The organism is Phocaeicola intestinalis, assembly GCF_014837065.1.
GTDB lineage: Bacteria > Bacteroidota > Bacteroidia > Bacteroidales > Bacteroidaceae > Phocaeicola > Phocaeicola intestinalis.
In genome coordinates this window covers 1-18,872 of record NZ_JACSPP010000028.1, presented here as the reverse complement: position 1 = coordinate 18,872, position 18,872 = coordinate 1, and the positions used below count along the sequence as shown (strand labels likewise).

General features: G+C 47.1%; 11 protein-coding genes. 2 read left to right on the top strand and 9 right to left on the bottom strand.

Translation table 11 applies throughout. The features are described from left to right. Positions 1 to 140: 140 nt before the first annotated feature. The 8 genes from H9625_RS09905 to H9625_RS09870 all read right to left on the bottom strand — a co-directional run bounded on the left by H9625_RS09905 (position 141) and on the right by H9625_RS09870 (position 14,612). Positions 141 to 2,018: a TlpA family protein disulfide reductase gene (locus tag H9625_RS09905; protein ID WP_191764149.1), complete on the bottom strand. Its 1,878-nt coding sequence runs from the start codon at positions 2,016 to 2,018 to the stop codon at positions 141 to 143. A 46-nt stretch (positions 2,019 to 2,064) separates the two neighbouring features. Then, positions 2,065 to 4,404 carry an ABC transporter permease gene (locus tag H9625_RS09900; RefSeq protein ID WP_191764147.1) on the bottom strand — a complete coding sequence of 780 codons (2,340 nt, stop codon included), beginning with the start codon at positions 4,402 to 4,404 and terminating at the stop codon, positions 2,065 to 2,067. A 113-nt stretch (positions 4,405 to 4,517) separates the two neighbouring features. Then, positions 4,518 to 5,192 (bottom strand): ABC transporter ATP-binding protein, encoded by a 675-nt coding sequence (locus H9625_RS09895; RefSeq protein WP_087210077.1) that lies wholly within the window; start codon positions 5,190 to 5,192, stop codon positions 4,518 to 4,520. 116 nt (positions 5,193 to 5,308) lie between these two features. Beyond that, a complete protein-coding gene (locus H9625_RS09890) occupies positions 5,309 to 6,859 on the bottom strand; it encodes a TlpA disulfide reductase family protein (protein WP_191764145.1) in 1,551 nt (516 codons plus the stop codon). Positions 6,860 to 6,972: 113 nt separating this feature from the next. Further along, positions 6,973 to 9,399 carry an ABC transporter permease gene (locus H9625_RS09885; protein WP_191764143.1) on the bottom strand — a complete coding sequence of 809 codons (2,427 nt, stop codon included), beginning with the start codon at positions 9,397 to 9,399 and terminating at the stop codon, positions 6,973 to 6,975. Between the two features lie 18 nt (positions 9,400 to 9,417). Continuing rightward, positions 9,418 to 11,775, bottom strand: coding sequence for an ABC transporter permease (locus tag H9625_RS09880; protein WP_191764141.1), 2,358 nt, complete (start codon positions 11,773 to 11,775; stop codon positions 9,418 to 9,420). A gap of 114 nt (positions 11,776 to 11,889) precedes the next feature. Then, complete coding sequence (locus tag H9625_RS09875) at positions 11,890 to 13,140, bottom strand: efflux RND transporter periplasmic adaptor subunit (protein WP_191764139.1); 1,251 nt, start codon at positions 13,138 to 13,140, stop codon at positions 11,890 to 11,892. Between the two features lie 53 nt (positions 13,141 to 13,193). Then, positions 13,194 to 14,612 (bottom strand): TolC family protein, encoded by a 1,419-nt coding sequence (locus H9625_RS09870; RefSeq protein WP_225226397.1) that lies wholly within the window; start codon positions 14,610 to 14,612, stop codon positions 13,194 to 13,196. A gap of 226 nt (positions 14,613 to 14,838) precedes the next feature. On the opposite strand from H9625_RS09870, the gene H9625_RS09865 reads away from it, so the two are divergent. Both H9625_RS09865 and H9625_RS09860 read left to right on the top strand, forming a co-directional pair. Beyond that, positions 14,839 to 16,206, top strand: coding sequence for a sigma-54-dependent transcriptional regulator (locus H9625_RS09865; protein ID WP_191764135.1), 1,368 nt, complete (start codon positions 14,839 to 14,841; stop codon positions 16,204 to 16,206). Next, complete coding sequence (locus H9625_RS09860) at positions 16,203 to 17,471, top strand: sensor histidine kinase (protein ID WP_087251605.1); 1,269 nt, start codon at positions 16,203 to 16,205, stop codon at positions 17,469 to 17,471. Before H9625_RS09865 ends, H9625_RS09860 begins: the two co-directional genes overlap by 4 nt. On the opposite strand, the gene H9625_RS09855 is transcribed toward H9625_RS09860, so the two are convergent. Continuing rightward, complete coding sequence (locus tag H9625_RS09855) at positions 17,455 to 18,210, bottom strand: EFR1 family ferrodoxin (RefSeq protein WP_191764133.1); 756 nt, start codon at positions 18,208 to 18,210, stop codon at positions 17,455 to 17,457. The genes H9625_RS09860 and H9625_RS09855 overlap by 17 nt on opposite strands. Positions 18,211 to 18,872 lie beyond the last annotated feature (662 nt).

Here is an 18,872-nt window from a genome sequence, read left to right as displayed (position 1 = left end):
ATATATACTGAAACTGCAAACGAATATATACTTCATCGGCAAATGAAGTATATATTCGTTTCTTAACAAGTATCTACCGGTACTTTGCGGAACTCCCTTTACATCATTTTCCGCCAGATACAACTCTTTACACCGATTTATTATTCAGACTGGCTTTTCTCTGCCAATGTCTTGCACAACAAATCGTGGTCGCGCAAATCGTTACGTAAACGGTACGATCCGTCTTTATCCACCAATACGTAAGAAGGAATGCCGTCTATCTTGAACTTTTTGGCGAGATACTCCCACTGCTTATCGTTCAGGCGGAAATGCTTGCCTTTGATATCAGGAATCATGGTCTTGTATTTAACAATGGGCGATGTCTCGTTGGCAATGTAAATCCATACCAAGTCATCGCTCTTCAGCTCCGTATCTTTCAGCGGCTCGGTAGCCTTGATAGCCGCACGGCAGGGACCGCACCACGTATTCCAAAAATCCACCAACACCACCTTGCCCTTATAGGGAGATACAATGGCATCGAACAACTTCTCAACCGGTACATCGGGAGTCCGCTCAACAACCGCCTTATCCTTTACAGCTTCTAATTGGGCTAACGTCTCTTGCTGCATCGCTCTCAATGCATCCGCATAAAACGGATTGTCTTCCGCACCGAATACTTTCATATCGGCTTCGGTCAACGTCCCGGCCTGTGCTTTCCCGACAAGCGGAATAAACTTCCGTAACGAAGGTACCAGTCCGGTCTGAATGCCGGCAGCTTTTATCCAAGCTTCATCCGCATACGCCACACTACCGATATAATCAGAGCTTCGTGCCCCCATTAACAGTTGCGGGTCGTTTATATCGAATAACTTGGTAAGCCCTAAGATGCTTTCAGGCTTCATCGGGTCGATTCCTTTCACGGGATTCCGCCTGTCCCAGTCGTTATGCAAGTAGCGGTAATTGAACTCACGTCCCCGGTCTCCATCCATCATAGCCACAACTGCTTCGCCTTTCAAGGACAACAGCATCCATTCTTTCATCAAAGATGGCAGGCTATCCGACGCAATGCTATCCGACAACTCCTTATACCGATTTACCACATACGTTTCATACGCTTCCGCACTCATCTTGTAATCCCCAAACTTGCCGCTATACAGATTCATTGACCATGCGGGCCAATCCGTCCGGCTATTAACCAGGTTATTAAGATTGGCATACGTGCCATCTGCATACAATGTCCGGAACGACTGTATTTCCGAACCTTTTCGACTGGCAACGATACGTTGGCCACTGAACCGCTGGTCTATATACACCGTGACATGTTCGCCGGGAGCAAGCAATACCGAACCAGCCATCGGGAACAAAGCCTCAGCCAGACCATATTGGCTAAATTTGAATGTCACTACTCCGGTTACCGAATCAATGGCTGCCGTATATTCCTCTTGCCCGCCTGTCAAAGTGTTGACATACATAGCCTGTTCCTTTCCCAGTTCTTTCCGGTGATGAAGCAAATGGACTTCAACCGTCGTTTCCCCACTCTTAAAGACAGGTGCAGGCATGGTTGCATTCCCGTCTATCTGCAAAGCTTCGGCAGGAATGCCTTCAGGAGTATCATAACTCTTCTTCCCGGTCAGGTCTATGCCGAACAGCTTAAAGCAGTCGGCACAATCCGACTCGATGAAGTCGAAAGACTTTGTCCGTTTGGGCAACGGCTGGAAAGAAAGCACAAACGAAGCCTCTCCCGACTCAGGCATCCAGAAGAGCGAATCGGGTGTAATACCTTGTGCATCAGTCAAAGCATAGTTTTTACCTTCTGCCCGCAGATAAGTTTTCGAATCGATGCGAATCCAATAATGCGGCCGGAAATACGCATCCACATGCAACACCGTAGCGGTGTCGGTCAATTCTACTTTCGCGATATCAAGTGTCATGCTGTTGGCACTCTCAATCAGTGGGTTCTCTACGACTTTAGGTCCTGTCTGGCAAGCCGCCAGCATCAAGGCTAATAAAGCCGATGCAACAAATGTACTGTTTTTCATAAGCTGTTTTTATTGAATAATGTAACAAATATACGCATAAAATCGGTTATTCCCGCTTGATGACTTCAGCAGGATTCATTTTCGCAACCTTATAACCGATTAGCCACACGGTAAGGAAAATGACTCCAGCCGTAATCACCAACGGTATCATGAAATGTGAAACGGAGATGGGAGCATAATAACGGAAATGCTCCAGCCACGGTAGCATGCAAGCATACACCAAAGGCACGGCTATCAGGAAGGCAATTGCCACCCCCGCTACATACGAGCAAGATAATATCCATTGTATTTGTCCCAAAGAAGCTCCATGTATCTTCCGCAAGGCAATTTCACGTTGACGCAGACGGACGGTATAACGCACCAAACTGAACAAACCAGAAAAAGTCAGCAACAAACTGATTGCCGCATACAAAGACAGGATATCCGTCAACATCACGACATCCCGATTGGCTTCTTCCAATATACCTCCTATATCCTGATATACAAACGTCCGGTCGGGATAAACCTCTTCCCATTTCCGTCTCAACTGTTTCAAGACTTCCGCTTTCCTGCCCTCCTCTACCCTTACCGAAAGTGTTTGCACATCGGCAGACGATACATCGTTCAGGCTGATAAACAACGGCCAAACCGATTCGGATAACGACCTTTTCCTGAAATCACGCACTACCCCTACGATAGTCCGGTTATCGAACAACGGTTCATCGGGAAGGTATTTGGACACCTGTTCACCAATCGGATTGATGCCATCAGGAACAAACTTCTTCACAAATGTTTCGTTCACCACAACGGGATAGGCGGTAGCAGGAAGCAAACGAGCGGTCTGTTCCGAGTCTATCAGTTCCAGCCGATAAAAGTCCAAAAAGTCTTTCCGGCACGAAACCATATCTATCCAAACAATGTCTTCCGGATTTCCCGATTTTCCGATAATGGCCATTGATTCTTCAAAAAGCCCTGTTTCGGACAAGGTCACCTCCTTTACTCCTTGCCAATGCCTTGCTTCTTCCATCCACGCAGAAACAGGAGGTCCCCAATCCTTTTCTACATACACATCAATTACTCCCTCAAACCGCAGGTTGTCTTTCTTTATCAGTTCCAACTGGCTATGGATAATCAAAAACACACTGAATAAAACCAAGGTCACGACAAACTGTCCTCCCTGAAAGCAAGACACCAGCAAACGTCTTATCTTACCCTGATAGAACCAACGATACTCGCTTTCGGTAAGCGACTGCAACTTCCGGCTGATGAAAAAGGCAGGAATCCCCGCAAGGACAATACCTCCCAACAACAACCAAGGCAATACTTGATAAGACAGTATGTACCCCATCGTCAACTCGACATCCATCAACCGGTTGAACAAAGGCAACAGGTCATTCATCAGCAAAAAAGAACAAATGAACGCCAGCCCAATCATCAGGCACGTATCTAAAAACAACTGGCGATAAATGTCTTTCCGCGACGCACCGGCAAAAACCTCAATATGCAACATACGCATCCGGTCCAACAAACGGGTAAGCCCTAAATTGAGGTAATTGAAACAAGCGACTAACAATACAAGCAATGCCACGACTCCTCCAATAACCAGAATGACAAGCGAACGATGCCGCAAAACAAGGTCCTGCACACTGGTATCAAAATAAGACTCGTGTAAAGTTTGTGTATCCAAATGACCTTTACCCAATACCGTAGGAAGAAGAGTTTCCGCAAACTTCTGCCGGAATTTATCCAAGTCCGTCCCTTCACGCAACTTGATGAAACAAGCTTCTCCGTCATCAGAACCTGCCGACAGACTCAAAGCACCTACAGACAATAAAGCCTGCGCCGGATTGCGGAACACCACCTTCACAACCATCGGACGAACATCTCCGTCAACAGTCATGGCAAGGGATTCTCCCAAGCAATCCGATGAGCCAAATATCCGCAACGCCGTCTTTTCTTCCAAAGCAATCGCATCCGGTTGTACTTGTACTTCTTGCCAACTGCCTTGCACCGCCTCCAAAGGAAAGAAGTCAAGAAACGTTGAATCTGCCAGCATAAACCGTTCTATTGAAAACGTCTCATCCCGATATACAACCGAAACTTTACTACGTTTCGACACACGGGTAGAAGTTTCTATTTCGGGAAAAGCAGACACGATTTGCGGCACATCCGGTCCATATATAAAAGTAGTCGCTGCCTGCTCTCCCATTGACACCTGTTGAGTCAGGCGTAAGATACGTTCTCCGTCAGGAATCACTTTATCGGCACGATACTCATGCAATACAAAAGCTCCCAACAAAGAAACGCACAAGATGCCAATGACCAAACTGCCCCATGCTACCACAGTAAACAACTTGTTGCGCCACCAGCCTCGTATAATCAACCGTAATAACTGATAATAAGACATAAGAATCAACTAATCAATTGAACTCAAATTCCTGCAGATTAACACAAACTTTCACCCATATTCAAATTCTGCGAAAATCTGCGTTAATCTGCGTTTTTAACCAACATATACCATCATAACGCCACTTCCGTCACCACCTGACCGTCGAACAGACGGATAATACGTCCGGCATAACCGGCATCGTGTTGCGAGTGGGTCACCATCACGATGGTGGTGCCTTCCTTGTTCAAGTCGGTCAACAGGCTCATCACTTCCTTTCCGTTCTTCGAATCTAGGTTACCGGTCGGTTCGTCGGCAAGTATCATCTTCGGATTGGAAACTACCGCACGGGCTATCGCCACACGCTGCTGCTGCCCTCCTGAAAGCTGTTGCGGGAAATGTTTCGAACGGTGGGCTATCGCCATCCTTTCCATAGCTTCCTCCACCTTCCGCTTACGTTCGGAAGCCGGAACACCCATGTAAAGCAAAGGCAATTCGATGTTCTCGTACACATTCAGTTCATCTATCAAGTTGAAACTCTGAAATACAAAACCGATGATTCCCTTGCGAATGGACGTGCGCTGCGCTTCGGTGTACTTCGACACTTCCTTCCCGTTCAAGTAATACTCACCTCCCGTAGGATTGTCGAGCAACCCCAAGATGTTCAGCAACGTAGACTTGCCGCATCCCGAAGGACCCATAATGGCTACAAACTCGCCTTCTTTCACTTCAATACTCACATTGTTCAATGCCCAGGTCTCCACCTCGTCGGTGCGGAAAACCTTTTGTAAATTGTTTGTCTTTATCATATTCTTTCTATTTTTTTGTTGACAAAGTGACAAGGTTTTTAGATAGCTTTGGTATTCTAAACCTTGTCAACTTGTTTCCTTGTTACCTTGTCAACTTTTTCCCTTATTACCTATAATTATTTTCTCAACCTGATCCCTTTGATTTGCCACGAATCGGCCCCATCGCCTTCCGTAAAATCGAAGGTACGGGTGCCTGCCGGAAGTGGGGCGAAATATAGCGTAAACGTTACCTCTCCGCTTTCGGGCATAAAGAACCGCTCACCCAAGGGAAAACCTTCCGAACGGAGTACCGGACACGATGTCCCGTCATCTGCCACCAAATGGGTTTCCTTGCTCAACCGAATCCAATACTTGGGGATATAATAAGCATGTATGCGGACAATGGTTGCGGTATCAGTCCGTTCCACTTGCGTTATCTGCAAGGCATCGGTATTCGAACTTCCATACACAGGGTAGTCTACCGTCGGATTGCCTTCGTGTGTGCCGTAGACCGTTTGAGGCCGCGGATGCATCCACCGGCGGAGCTGCACCTTCAACAAACCCGGACCATATCCTGTCCAACTCTTCAAGATGTGTCCGTCGGGAGCTATCAGCACGAAATGCGGAATACCGTTCACTCCATAACGGGCAGAAATACCGTTCCGCCCTTGCAGGTCGTTCCAGTTATTCCATGCCAACGGATGGTCTTTTACCGAAGCTCTCCATCCTTTTTCAGTCTCTATACTCAAGCTGACCACTTCCAAGCTATCTTTATGCAGCTCGCTGATTTCTTTCAATTCCGGTTGCGACTGGATGCAGGGACCGCATCCCCTGCTCCAGAAATCGAGCAGGATATATTTCCCACGGAACTCACTCAAATGATGCACCTTGCCTTGCAGGTCATACAAATCTCCATCAACCGCCATTTCCCCGTCTTTCACCACTACCGGCGGATAGAGTGCCGTATAGACAGACTTTCCTTCATCGGTATTCTTCCATTCATCCGGCAAACTTTCGTAAAGTGCTTTCACCTCATCCCGATGCAAGAACTTTTTATCATACTTCAGCGACATCCCTAATCCGTTCAAGCTGTTCATCCATACCTTATTTACCACCGTCTGCTTCATCAGACGGATATTGTTCGCCATGACACACCGTTGCAAGCTGTCTTGCTCATCTTGCATCTGTTTTAACTTAGCGATTATCGACTCCCGTTGCTCTCCCGAAGCGCTTTGCAAAGCCTGACCCAAAGCCATACCCTCCATTGTCAATTGCTGAAAAGCATCCAGTTCCTTTCGGGAAGCATCAACCAATTGCTGTTGGAACCGCTGGCATTCCGACCCGCCTTCCACACGCCATGTCTTAAGCAACTTATTCTCGCCTTTCACTTTCAAATGCGTATCCGGCCCTATCCACAAGCTAAGCCAGACAGGAGGCAGTTTCCCATAGTCTTTTGCCATCACGTCGTACTCTTCCACTTCATTGCTTGCAGTCATGCCTTCGAAGAAAAAGCGACCGTTCCGCAATGTATCTACCGCTACTTCCGTACCTACTCCTCCTTCGTCTTTATACAAGCCCAACACAGTTCCTTCGTCTACCCCCGACAAAGTACCTTCAATTGTAAATCTTCCTTGCGCCTGTGCCGCCAATGTTCCGGCAAGCATACAGGCTAAAAACAGTTTTCTCATGTTCGTTATTTTTTTAATTAAATATTTTCAGTTGACAAGGTGACGAGTTGACAAGGTGACAAGGTTTTTAGATAGCTTTGGTACTCTAAACCTAGTTTCCTTGTCACCTAGTTTCATTCCTTCTTTATCATTTCTGCCGGATTAATGCGGGCAATGCGCACAATGCGAGACACAACCGTAAAGGCTGTGACCGCAGCCACAAACAGAAACACAGTTACCCAAAACCAAACTCCGTAGCGGAAAAAAATGCGATACATCTGTTCCCAATACTCCATAAATCCATAAAGCAGCGGAAAAGCCAACAAAGCCGTCGCCCCACCTATCCCGATGTAAATACGGGCAAAAAGCCACATAATCTGCCCCACGCTTGCCCCATGCACCTTGCGGATGGCGACCTCTTTACTGCGGCTTTCCGTATCAATGGTAATAGCTGCGTAAACACCTAAAAGCGTAAGGGTCACGCATACCACTGCGAGAAAGAAGATGATGCCTTTCAGTGCATTTTCTATCCCCTGTTTCGCCTCGATGTCATCCTGAAAAGTAGAGATACGCGGCTCTACCGTATAGGGTAAGGCTTGATGCAACAATCCGTCAACCTGCGTGCGCACTTCATCTGCCTTTCCGGCATAGCACTTCAGGTAACAATGCCCCACATACTGACGGAAATCCACCAGCTGGAAAACATACCCTTTCTCAGCAAACGTTCCTCCGTAGGCATTGGTCACAAAAGGACTGCTTATCCCTGCTACTTTATATCCCTCGTCGTAATATCCATAAAGTGTAGCACCCAAAGGCTCCATCCGGTGCTTCGTGCGCAATTCCTGCCCGAAAACCTGATCGATTACCAGTTCATTCTCTGTATTGGGAACCTTGCCTTGCAAGACAGGAATGTGCATGAACCGGAAAAAGTTATGAGGCACACTAAGAATATTGACCGGAGTTTCCTCCTTATCGCGCCGGGAATCCGGCTGGATATAGAACACATTGCCGGAGGCACCCTGTGTATAATCAACGTCTGACAACAGGCAATCTTCCACCCCCGCACATTGTTTCATGCGCTCTATCAAGGCAAGCTTTTCCGCCTGCTTCATAAACGGGTAATCCAAGGGGATGCTCAATATCCTGCTTTTCTCCTGACGGGTCAACGTACCGAAGAGTGCCGATGTGGTTTTATCTGCCTGCAGATAGAGTGCGAAAGACAAGGTGACAAATATCCAGCAAATGAAATACTGGATGGCAAGCATGATGTTGCGCACCCGATGCTTGCCCCGTCCGATACTTATGCCGCGGATGCCTGTCTGGATATTTATCCGACGTGTACGTGCCACAGTAAACAGGCATACGCCCAAGCTGCCTGCCAGCACCAACAACAGATATTGGGCACACTGGTATTGCAATACCGGACCATCAATGCTAAGTTCGAACTCCATCATGTCGATGTGCAATACGGGTGCCAACAACTCTATCAAGACAAAGACCAACAGGAAAGCTATCAGCACCGTCAGTGCCGCCTGAACAAATAATTGCCCCAACAGATGTGCACTGCCTCCCCCGAATACGCGCCGGAGACTGTACTCGCCGCTACGCGCCAGAAAAGTCCCCACTTGGAAATAAAAGAAATTGAGCAACCCCACCAAAAGCACCAGACTCCCGATAATGCCGGCAATCCACACGATATACATCGTACCACCGTACTTCCAATAGGCATAACCTAAAGGACGGACATGCACATCGAACTCCCTGCCGAACATCTGCAAACCCAATCCCTTGGTGCGAAGGTCTGCTTCCAGTTTCTTCCGGCTATCTTTCCCTCCTTTCAGCAATACATAACCCATACCTCCCGTCACGTCCTTTCCCTTCCATTGCAGCCTCCCATCGCTATCATTCAACACCAGCATGGCGAGAGGCTGCATATACGTAAAACTATTATTGGAAGGAATGTCTGCCATCACCGCCTGCACGGTATAGCCGATGCCACTGTTCGCACCCGCAAAGGCGAACCTCGACGTGGTGCACAAACGCTTTCCGATGGCATCCTGCAAGCGGTTTCCATAGATACGCCGCGCCAAGGTTTCCGACAAGATGACCGCATTGGGCGTATGCACGGCAGCTTGCCACGAACCCGCCAGCACATCCACACCGAATACTTGACGGAAACACGTATCTACTTCCATACATAGCATCGGGTCGAACGGCAACATCTCGTCGGGCTTCACTTCTATCTCAAACGAACGATAGCCTGGATTCCCCAGGTATGTAAAGGCTTCTGCTTCCATCCCGTTCAGGATACGCAACTTATCTATCAGTTCCGGAGGCACTCCAGCCAAATCTTTCGCTCCTTGGGGTTCCTTCATCGCAATCTCGCCAATACGCTCTTTCTGAGGGAAGCATTGGTCGGTTGCCCACATCAGCCGACATACATACAGGCAAATGCTGAAGCACAACAAACATACCGCCAGCCCCACGATGCCAATCGCGCTCTGCGTCTTATACTTCCACAGGTTACGCCAAGCAATTTTCAAGTAATGTATAATCATCATTCTTAATTCTTAATTTAATCACTCCGCCTTCATCACATCCGCCGGATTGATGCGGGCTGCCTTGTTCACCTGCCACCAAAGGGTGCCCAAAGAAATCACTGCAACCAACAGCAAGGCAACGATGAATATCCACGGACTTAGCGGAGCCTTCAATACAAAATCTTCGGTATATTTGTAAAGTATCACCCAAGCTAATGGAACAGCCACAACAAACGATACCAGCAAAACTTTCAAGTATCTGCCACCCAGCAGCCAATAAAGGTCGCGCAGCGTTGCACCGTTCACCTTGCGGATGGCAATTTCTCGATATCGCCTGCGGATATCAAAAAGCGAAATACCGAACAGCCCCATGCACGACACCACGATGGCGATAAAGGCGAATACCGAATAGACCGTAGCTATCTTGCGGTCGTGGGCGTATTGGGCTTTCACCACATCCGAGAGCCAATCGTATTCGAACTCTTCGGTGCCGTAAATTTCTTTCACCGTCTTACGGAGGTAGTCCAACAATTCCTTTTCCTTGCCCGGCTGCACGGCGATGGAAAGCTTATCATTAACAAATTCCCGACTAACTACAAAAACTATAGGTTCTATCCCATCAGTCAGTTTGCCGAAATAACAATCTCCGACCACCGCACTTACCGGCATCAACTCCATACCACCGCTTACAATATTCCCGTCCGCGTCAAGAAATGTCCATAAAGGAGCTTCAGCCCTAACAAAAGCTTCATCACAACGAATGTAACCGAACGCTTTCATTGCTTTCTGATTTAATACAATCTCAGAACGAGTAATATCATCTATTTCGCTGGGAAGTTTCCCGTCAACCGTTTTCAATCCATAAAAACTGAAGAATTTCGGCGGAACAAATATTGTCCGCATAGATAGTACCGTATCTTTATCATTAATAATCTTCACTTGGACTCCACTATTGATTTCACCATACGAACAACTCAACCACAAATTTATATAAGGGCACTCGTCCAACGACTTTTTAAGTTCTTTGAGGCGTTCATTGCGCTTATTTCTATCGGAATACCAGTTATCTTTATACAAATTGGCTTCCAAGATTCCCGCAGTCCGGAATCCGGGAGGGGTATCCGTCAGAAAACGGAAATGACAATCGAAATAAACAGATAATATCAATAACAACACCGTAAAGACATACTGAATGCCCAAGAAAAGCACACGCGAAGTTATCGAATAACGCATACCGATATTCCGCATCGACTGAATGGGCAAACGATAACCGTATTTTACGTATGGATAAACAGAGGTAAGCAACGGCAATAACAACAAAATGCCCAATGATAACCAAACATCAAAAACCGTATAACTAATCTGTTCTCCTAACAGACACTCAACCGGAACAACGGTTATTTCTATCAGCAGCCATGCCACGAAAAGCGAAGCCAAAACCAACACAAAGTTTTCCAACCAAATCTCTCCTAAAAGCGACAAACGGCTTAGTCCCAATACCTTCTTAATGCCATACTCGCGTGAACGCTTCATCAACATCACCATATAAAGATTGACAAAGTTCAGAATGCCTACTGCCAACAGTAAAGCTACAACTCCAGACAAAATAAACAAATAAGAACTGTTGCCGTGATTCATCAATGATTTTTCCACAAAGGCTGAAGAATCCCAATAAAACTGTTTCCAAGGAATGAACTTATACCGCGTCAATCCCGAATACTCCGTTTCACGATACACGTTGCTCACTTGATTGATAGCATCCAGATCGATGCCCGGCAATACACGCAACAATTCAATACCCATCCGGCTCCACCTTTGCAAGCCATGAGAAACCAGCAAACCGAAACGCCAAGTCGTCTTACAAGAAGGAACATCAATCACCCCTCGCACAACCACTGTCTTCTCACCATAAACCAATACCTTCCCGATAGGATTCTCTTTCCCAAACAAACGTTCCGCAAAGTCACGGGTAAGAATAGCCGTGTCATCTCCGGGCATCTCAACCATTCCCGCCGTTACCGGATAGCTAAAGAACCGGAAAAATGCCGAATCCACAGCCAGCATATCAACGGTATAGGTCCGATTTCCGTAATCGATGCTCGCATTTTCTTCTGGAACTATCCGGCACCGTTCCGTTATATGTCCGTCAGCTATATAAACCGAATCCATATACATCATACTGCTCGGGATACATTTCCCATAAATCTCTCTCATCGGCAGCACCACCGTCTCGGGATGAATACAATTAGCGTCCACCGTCAGTTCGCGGTGGATGTAACGAATCAGGATGATGCTGCAAGCCAGGCTGAATGCCAGCCCCAGCAAGTTAATTATCGTGTACGAACGGGCACGCGTCAAAAAGCGTACCGACATTTTCAAATAATAAAGTGTTATCATAAGCTATTTCGTTTGGTTTTTTCACCACAGATTACACAGATTAGATAAATTATTATCTGTATAGTTCATGATGAATAATTAATTTTTTAATCTGTGTTATCTGTGGTGAAACCATCATCTCAGTATTAATTCTTCCGCATCGCCAAAGTTATCATATCCTGTGGTAATAACCCAATCTCCGGGCTGCAAACCTTCAGTTATTTCATATTGGCGAGGATTCTGCCTACTGATAGTGATGGGCACCTTCACCGCCTTGGTGCGGTCGGCGTTCAGCTTGAATATCCAGTTGCCTCCCGTCTGCTGGTAGAAATTGCCACGCGGAATCACGATTGCCTTTTCGGGTTGCCCCAGCTCGATTTGCACCCGGTAACTCTTCCCAAGGCGCACATTGTCGGGCATCTCCCCGGTAAATACCAAATCCACATCGAAGGTACGCTCTTTCACCTCGGGCACCACCTTGGTTACCCGGAGCGGATAACGTTTACCTTGATAAGTGACCGAAGCGGGCAAACCGGTGGTGACACGGTCGATGTAATACTCGCTTAATGCCGTGCGTATCTTGAACTGATCCATTACCTTCACTTCGGCGATATTCTCACCCGAACTCACCTGCTGTCCGGGTGTGACCTTCACAAAACTCAACTGCCCATCGGCAGGCGCACATACTACAAGGTTATCCCTCCGCTGTAACGAACGCTCCCATTCCTTCCGCTCCCGCTCACGGTCGTTGCGGAGCAGTTCCTTGCGGATAACCGTCATCGCCGAATCGCTTTGCAGACTTTGCAGCTTCAAGCGGGTCGACTCGGTCTTATACCGGTATTCATCTGCCGACACCTCCAGTTGCGCCTTGCTGCGGATACCCATCTTGTACTCTTCTTCTTCCAAGGCATAGCTTTTACTGATTTTGTTCAACTCATAACTTGCCTCCAATGCCTGTTGCTTCAGTGTCAAGGTCTTCTGCTCCATCTCCAACGCCTTCTCTTCGTAAGAGATGCGTTGCTTTTCCCATTCATCCCGTTGGTCTTCGATATCACGTATCAGATCGGGGTTGACCAGTGTCAGGATGGTATCTCCGCGCCTCAGCAGACTTCCTTCTTCCGCTACGATACGGTCTACATTACCCGCCTCGCGGGTATTGACCATCAGGGTAAGGATGGGATGCACCACACCTTCCACATCAACGTACTCCAAGAACTCATCATCTTTCACTTCCGCCAGTTGCACCGATTCGGTATCTATCCGCAACTTGCGCGGACCGGAGGCAAGCACCGCTACATAAACCAATCCTGCCGTCAAAGCGATACCAGCCGCTATGCGGTAACGGTAGCGCACGTACCAAGGTTTCTTTTCCAGTTTTATATCCATTTCTTTAGTTAATAATTAACAGTTAAGATAGTCGGGGTCTTACCACAGATTTTCTATATTTCAGGCAAATTATCCGCAAGCGGACAATTGTGTTCGAAATCGTATTGCGTCATGCTGCGCAAACCATAATAAAGCGTCCAATAGGTTTTCAATGCCTCAATGTGATTGCGGCGTGCCGTATCTTTTTCGGTGGTCGCTGCATTCAGGTCGAGGATGGTAGACTTTCCCATCAGATACAAGCGAAGAGCCACTTCGTAACGCCTGCGTGCCGTTTCATCGGTACGTGCCGCCACTTGTACCTGCCGCGCCTGCAGGTTGAACTGCCTCACCATTTTCCGCACGTTCAGTTCAAAATCGGTCAATCCCTGCTCTACTTGCGTATCAACCAGCTCGATATTCGATTTCGCTACCCGTACCTGACCTTTGCCACGTCCCCAGTCAAGAATAGGAATCACTACCGACAGACTGACGTATTGCTGGTCAAGTGGATTACGATAAGACGCCCGCAAATTATCTGCTGTCTGCGAAAGCCCGAATTGCACATACAGGTCGGCTTTCAATCCGCGGTTGGCACGGGCAGAAGCCAACCGGCTACGGCTTTCCAACTTCAGCCGCTGATACATTTCGATGTCGGGACTATGGGCAAAAGCTTTTTCCAAGGCTTGGTCAAGTGGTACTTCGAAAGCCGTCACGCTATCTGCCGGGAATACTTCTATCGGCTCGTCTTCCCGGATACCTAAAAAAGAGCGAAAAGTCAACATCGCATCTTCCACTTCAATACTAGCCTGCATCATATTAGTCTCTTCGGTCAACTTGTTCACTTCCAGCTGTAACATCTCGTTTTCGGTAATATTACCTATATTATACCGTCCGCGTGCATAACGGTAAAGTGTGTCTGCCGAAGCATAATTGGCACGGGCGATATCCAGATTGGCCTGTGCCGTGGCAAGGTCGAAAAACAATTCGCAAGCCCTCGAAGCTATCAGCTCCAGCGTTTCGGCGTACGACTTTCTGGCTTCACGGAAACGTACCGGTTCGATACGACGGTCCCACTTCAGTGAATTGTATCCGAAAAGCGACTGCTGATAACCAATCGTGACCGGCTGAGTATTGTATGCTTCGGTATGGTCACTGAATTCATCCATACGCTGTGCCGACGTCTGCAAAAACAAATTACCTCCCGTAAACCATATATTCTGACTGACCGACAGGCTTACATCTGTGCTCAACTGATTTTGCCGAAGAAACTGTTCCGTACCATCAGGTTGGGTCACACGGTTGATTTGCCGGTTGAGGTAAGGTGTAGAAGTAAGACTGACTTCCGGCAAATAATTGGCACGGAAAGAACGGTAGCTCCAATAGGCAGCACGATAAGTATGCTGCGCCGCCTGCGCTTCCGGCGAATGTGCCTGCGCCATCCGGATAGCATCGTCCAGACTTAAACGCTCGGCTTCTGCTCCTGTCCATCCCATAACCAATAAGCAAAATATTCCTATCAATCGTTTCATATTACTGCACAAAATGATTCTGAAAATAACAATCAAAATCCATGCCACAAACATAAGCATCTATCTATCAACAATTTTACCAATCATCACCTCGGCAAACCCTGTGCGGAAGCACACATATTTTGTGCGAAAGCGCACATACAGCACAAGCTGAAAATGCGTATCTTTGCAGAGAAGCAAACTAAAGACTATGGAACCCAAAGGTAAAATACTGATTATCGATGACAACGAAGACGTGCTGTTCGCACTGAACCTGCTCCTGGAACCTTATACAGAAAAAATAAAGGTAACCACCCAGCCAGCACGCATCGGGCATTTCATGACCACTTTCCAACCGGATGTTATCTTGCTGGATATGAACTTCCGCCGCGATGCCATCAGCGGACAAGAAGGATTCGACTGCCTGGAACAGATTTTGCGCATAGACCCGCAAGCGGTGGTAGTCTTTATGACAGCCTATGCCGATACCGACAAAGCAGTAAGAGCCATCAAGGCAGGAGCCACCGATTTCATTTCAAAGCCATGGGAAAAGGAAAAGCTGCTTGCCACGCTTTCTTCCGCTCTCAAGCTCAGCCAGTCACGCAAAGAAGTAGGCAGGTTGCAAGAACAGGTGCTTGCCCTGAAAGGAAATGATGATTTGCCGGAACTAATCGGAAATTCACCAGCCATGCAAAAGGTAAAAGAAACCATTTTCAAGCTCTCGGATACCGATGCCAACATCCTGATATTGGGTGAAAACGGTACGGGCAAAGACCTGGTAGCACGAATGCTGAAACACTTTTCCCCCCGGCAAGAGGCAGCATTCGTCACTATTGACTTAGGAAGCATCCCCGAACAACTGTTCGAAAGCGAACTCTTCGGTTACGAAAAAGGTGCATTTACCGATGCACGGAAATCTAAACCCGGGCGGATGGAGATAGCTTCGGGAGGCACACTCTTTTTGGACGAAATCGGTAATCTGTCACTCCCCATGCAGGCACGGCTGTTGACCGCCATCGAAAAGAAACGCATCACACGGCTGGGTGCCATCGAACCCATTCAGATAGATGTACGGTTGATTTGCGCCACCAATGCCGATCTGCACAAAAGGGTAACAGAAGGCAGTTTCCGCCAAGACCTGTTGTATCGCATCAATACCATCGAGCTGCGCATTCCCCCACTGCGGGAAAGAGGCGAAGACATCTTGCTGCTGGCAGAACACTTCCTGACCAAATTCAACCGGAAATATCACAAAGAAGCCAAAGGACTGACCCGGGAAGCCAAGAACAAGTTATTGAAATACAATTGGCCCGGCAATGTACGCGAACTGCAACATACACTGGAACGGGCTGTCATCCTCAGCGAAAACAACCTGTTACGCCCCAATGACTTCTTCTTTCCACATACTACGGCAGGAAACGATAACGAAAACATACAGGAACTGAATCTGGAAAAGCTGGAGCGCAAAGCCATCGAACAAGCATTGAAAACCAGCTGCGGAAATATGAGCCGTGCGGCAGAACTGTTGGGCATTACCCGCTTCACCCTTTACCGGAAACTGGAAAAACTCGGATTATGAAAAACTATACTTATTCTTTAGCCGTACACGTAGGCAGCATTACCCTATTTGCCATAGCTGGCGCATTTGCTGTAACACAGCACCTGTGGTTCTGCGCCACAGCCTGTATAGTTCTGCTCACCGGTATATGCATCAGTCTCTACCGAACACAAAACCGACAAATCCGCATGATGCAACGGATTGTAGAATGTATGAAAAACAATGACTTGTCTCAACTGATGTGTGCACCGTTCAACAATCCTACGATGCAACAACTGGCAACCGATATGTCGACCGCCCTTAAGAATATCCGCACACACCTGAACGAAGAAGAGACCAAACATCTGTACTACGAAAATCTGTTGAACCAGGTAGATACAGCGGTCATCGTCTGCCATTCGGACGGAAGAATTGAATGGATGAATAAACCGGCACAGCAACTGTTGGGCAACCGTAACAAACTACCCCAAGAAATACTTTCGGCTATCCGTAGCAGACAAGCCGTGGTCCAACTGCCCCATTCTGTTGTACCGACAGAGCTTTCGGTATCTGCCACTCACATCCAACTGAAAGGAAAAGCCTACTGGCTGGTAAGCCTGAAGAATATACATACAGCACTGGAACATACCGAAATGGAAGCCTGGCAAAAACTTATCCGGGTATTGACCCATGAAATCATGAACTCCATCACTCCCATAATCTCACTGGCTGACACCTTGAACGAACGCTGCCAGACATACTCACCCACCTCGACAGACACCCTGATGCAACAAGGACTGCAAATTATCCAACGAAGAAGTAAAGGCTTACTGGAATTTGTAGAAAACTACCGGAAACTGACAAAAATCGCTCCGCCGGTAAAAAACAATATCCGGGTAAATGATTTCTTTGAAGACTTGAAACAACTGTTTGCCGACACGCGCATCACATTCCATTGCCCTGATTGCGAAACACCTTGGAAAGCCGACCGCGGACAAATGGAACAAGTATTCATCAACCTTATCAAAAATGCGCAGGAGGCTTGCTGCGACAACCCGTCAGCACACATCAACATATATGCACACATAGACGATGAAAAATGGAAGTTCATCATTTCCGACAATGGAGAAGGTATGCTTCCCGAAGTAACAGAACGCATCTTCGTCCCTTTCTTTACCACCAAACCGGGAGGTTCTGGCATCGGGCTGGCATTGTGCAAACAAATCATCGTATTACATCGGGGCCAGATAGCCGTTACTTCGGAACCTGACAAAGGCAGTGAATTTACACTTACCTTTCCAATGTAAACTGCCCTTTATGTTTTGTCATACGGCCGTACTCGATGGCATGCTTGGGACAATGGTGATAACAGGAAAGACACATCGCACAATTCTGTCCCCACACCGGATGTTTTTTTTCTAACCGAACATTGTGTAAGGGGCAGGCTGTAACACATTTTCCACATGATATGCAAGCATCTGTCACATGAAAACTTTTGGCAGAAGTCATGAACCGATTGAACAAAGGACGAATCAAATAAGACTTGATCCATGGAAACCTGCCTTCCTTACAATCTACCTTATCCGTACGCGCGGCAACATAGCGGGCTATATCTTCTATCCTGCCCACTGCCTCACGAAGTTTCTTCTGTTCTTTATCTTTAGGGTCTACGTCAAATCCCGGCAAACAGACATACGTTTCAGGCATAATCACCGAAAAACCAGCAGGGCTGATCCAACCTTTCTCCTGCACGGCACGTGCGAAAATATCGGCAGTCTTACCCGTATCATCGCCACAAGTACAGACAAAATACACATAAGAAGGAATTTTATTGGCGCGCACCTTCGAAAGGAAACCACTTACCAGTGCGGGAGGTCCCCATGCATACACAGGAAAAACAAATCCTAATGCCTCCTCTTCCTCTAAATCCAATAACAGTTCGTCACCCCATATATCCAACAGAGCATAAACACGTTCATCCAATAACTTTCCTAATAAGTTTGCAACCCAACGGGAATTGCCCGTTCCTGAAAAATAAAGCAACATAACAATTAATAATTGACAATTATACTTCTTGCGAAATGCCACACAATCCATACAGCGAGCGGCATGATATAAACAAAAAAACGAAGAACCTTGCCTGTTTGTTTACAGTGACTAACAAGATTCTTCGTTTTCCTAAAAAAGAAGAGCCGTACCCGAGGCGTGACGAAACTCCGATAGACAGGATTTGAGTGCCCACCTCCTTTGTAATCCACCGGCATAAATGCTACCCGAAGGCGTGGCCCGCCATTGGAGGATGAAGCGTAGTCTCGGTATTTCATATTATTTGATGAGTTTCCCGATTCTGCAAGTACGGCTCCATTTTTGTATGACAAATATAATGCTTTTATCTGAGTCTGCCAAATAAATCCATTATTTATTTACTATTATTCGATTTACGAGGTACGATTTAATCTATTCCAGTAAAAACGTCACATTATGACACCTCTACTACATATTAATACATCCTGAACTTCGTCTCTATTTATTTCTCAGCGTCTCTGTGCCTCTATGTCCAATCGAGTAGGAGGTAAACACTAATCATAGGTGTTTATCTCCTATTTTCATGTTTACCGACCTCTCACACCCCCGTACGTGCCGTTCGGCATACGGCGGTTCCTATTTTGGGTACCATTCGAGATACGAGCCCATTAAGGTAGGATATC

Excerpts from the sequence above, each read along its gene's own strand:
- H9625_RS09865 (WP_191764135.1), top strand. The coding sequence starts at position 14,839 with ATGGAACCCAAAGGTAAAATACTGATTATCGATGACAACGAAGACGTG.
- H9625_RS09890 (WP_191764145.1), bottom strand. The coding sequence starts at position 6,859 with ATGAGAAAACTGTTTTTAGCCTGTATGCTTGCCGGAACATTGGCGGCA.
- H9625_RS09895 (WP_087210077.1), bottom strand. The coding sequence starts at position 5,192 with ATGATAAAGACAAACAATTTACAAAAGGTTTTCCGCACCGACGAGGTG.
- H9625_RS09885 (WP_191764143.1), bottom strand. The coding sequence starts at position 9,399 with ATGATGATTATACATTACTTGAAAATTGCTTGGCGTAACCTGTGGAAG.
- H9625_RS09880 (WP_191764141.1), bottom strand. The coding sequence starts at position 11,775 with ATGATAACACTTTATTATTTGAAAATGTCGGTACGCTTTTTGACGCGT.
- H9625_RS09900 (WP_191764147.1), bottom strand. The coding sequence starts at position 4,404 with ATGTCTTATTATCAGTTATTACGGTTGATTATACGAGGCTGGTGGCGC.
- H9625_RS09870 (WP_225226397.1), bottom strand. The coding sequence starts at position 14,612 with ATGGGATGGACAGGAGCAGAAGCCGAGCGTTTAAGTCTGGACGATGCT.
- H9625_RS09855 (WP_191764133.1), bottom strand. The coding sequence starts at position 18,210 with ATGTTGCTTTATTTTTCAGGAACGGGCAATTCCCGTTGGGTTGCAAAC.
- H9625_RS09905 (WP_191764149.1), bottom strand. The coding sequence starts at position 2,018 with ATGAAAAACAGTACATTTGTTGCATCGGCTTTATTAGCCTTGATGCTG.
- H9625_RS09860 (WP_087251605.1), top strand. The coding sequence starts at position 16,203 with ATGAAAAACTATACTTATTCTTTAGCCGTACACGTAGGCAGCATTACC.
- H9625_RS09875 (WP_191764139.1), bottom strand. The coding sequence starts at position 13,140 with ATGGATATAAAACTGGAAAAGAAACCTTGGTACGTGCGCTACCGTTAC.